Genomic DNA, 1,577 nt, shown 5'->3' on the forward strand with positions numbered 1-1,577 from the left:
CATACATAAATTATTTGGAATAACATCATAACCCCTAGATGAAAAGGATATGGAGGCTCTACGTTTCTAACAAATCATATTTGCACCAGAACCCTTGTAAGGCTTAATTCACATTATTTTTATTTCCTGCATAAATCATACGAGGATTCACAAAAATTGTAATTACTGATACAGATGGAAAATAAATTTGAATTGGTAAATGGAACAGTGATTAATTTATGTTTCAAAAAGAACAAGTTTTGCCACCTTATCTGCACTGAATTAATTGCTAAGAAAAAGCTATCGAAATCCCCAAAAACTTCTGCAGTATAAGGGAATCATTCACCTTTCGACAATCCCTTATTTAGGAATATTTAGTTTTATTTGTTATAATAGTAAAATGCTATATGTATTTTAGGAGGTATTGCAATGAAAGTGCGTTACATGGTCCAATTGGGAACAGCCATCATTTTTTTTATTGCGTCAACGTATATCAGTTGGTATCAAGGCAGCCAATTAACCAACAATACCATTCAATGGGGAAGAATAACGAAATTTACAAACTGGTTGAAAGGCCCGATCACAAATGAAAATGATATTATGCAATTGGATTATTTCCTATATGCTGCTCGGTTTGAGCCAACGTCAGTGATCATCATGGTTATAAGCTTTTTATACATAATTGGGCTTATTTGGTTTTTTGTGATTAAGAGAACAAGAGAAAAATAGGTTTTTATATGTAAATAGTTCCCTTTTATGTAATATTATGATATATTTAAAAGTTGAATAATATTATAGGAGGATGAATTTACTATGAGAATCAACAAAATTGCTAAAACCTTACTTGCTACATTTCTCCTTTTTGGGGCATTCACTACTACGCAAGCAGCAGCAGCTGAACCAACGAAAGCAGAAAAAGCAGCACAAATTCAATATTTTGATGCAAATGATAAGCCAATTAACTCAGTTGCAGAAAATTCCGCACCTGTTAAGGCAGCTGGTGGCGTTTCTACAATGGCTGTTTCTTCTTATGTTATTGGAAAAGCTACATTTTCCAACTTTGTTTGGATTAAGGCCGGATCCACATTCTACAATCCTGGTCCAGTAGATGTTGAATTTGGTACTAGAAACAAAGCAGCTGCAATTTATGCTTATAATTCAGCTGGTACATACATGGGTAAAGGCGTATCTTACAATCAATCTGGTTGGGTGCCTTTCAGTTTTTCACACCTTCCGAGAGGTGCATCCTACAAGTTTAAATTTGTAAGTGAGGGCGGGGACACTGTAATTGTAAACGGCGGCCGTCTATACTATAACTATTAATCTATAAGTAAAAAGCAGATGAACAAATAACGTTCATCTGCTTTTTTAATGAATCATCGGGCTTCTATATACTCCCATAAAATAATGGCGTTCATTTTCGTTTTCCACGTTTCTGAACAAATAAGTACATAAAAAAACAAATTGTAAGAGCAGATAACGCCTCTCTCCAGAACGGGGAGGGGTTTGCTGTTTAATTATTGTTCTTTGAAGGGATTGAATAGTCTTTGAATATTGGTTTAGGATTGATATCAGTACCTTTTGCAATGATTTTTATT

2 protein-coding genes are annotated in these 1,577 nt (G+C 34.2%); both read left to right on the forward strand.

What is annotated here, in order from left to right:
* Positions 1 to 408: 408 nt before the first annotated feature.
* A complete protein-coding gene (locus H540_RS0122215) occupies positions 409 to 708 on the forward strand; it encodes a YjdJ family protein (protein ID WP_028402431.1) in 300 nt (99 codons plus the stop codon).
* A gap of 84 nt (positions 709 to 792) precedes the next feature.
* Positions 793 to 1,302 carry a hypothetical protein gene (locus tag H540_RS0122220; RefSeq protein ID WP_028402432.1) on the forward strand — a complete coding sequence of 170 codons (510 nt, stop codon included), beginning with the start codon at positions 793 to 795 and terminating at the stop codon, positions 1,300 to 1,302.
* Positions 1,303 to 1,577: the final 275 nt, after the last annotated feature.

The organism is Ectobacillus panaciterrae DSM 19096 (assembly GCF_000430785.1).
In the GTDB taxonomy this organism is placed as follows: domain Bacteria; phylum Bacillota; class Bacilli; order Bacillales; family Bacillaceae_G; genus Ectobacillus; species Ectobacillus panaciterrae.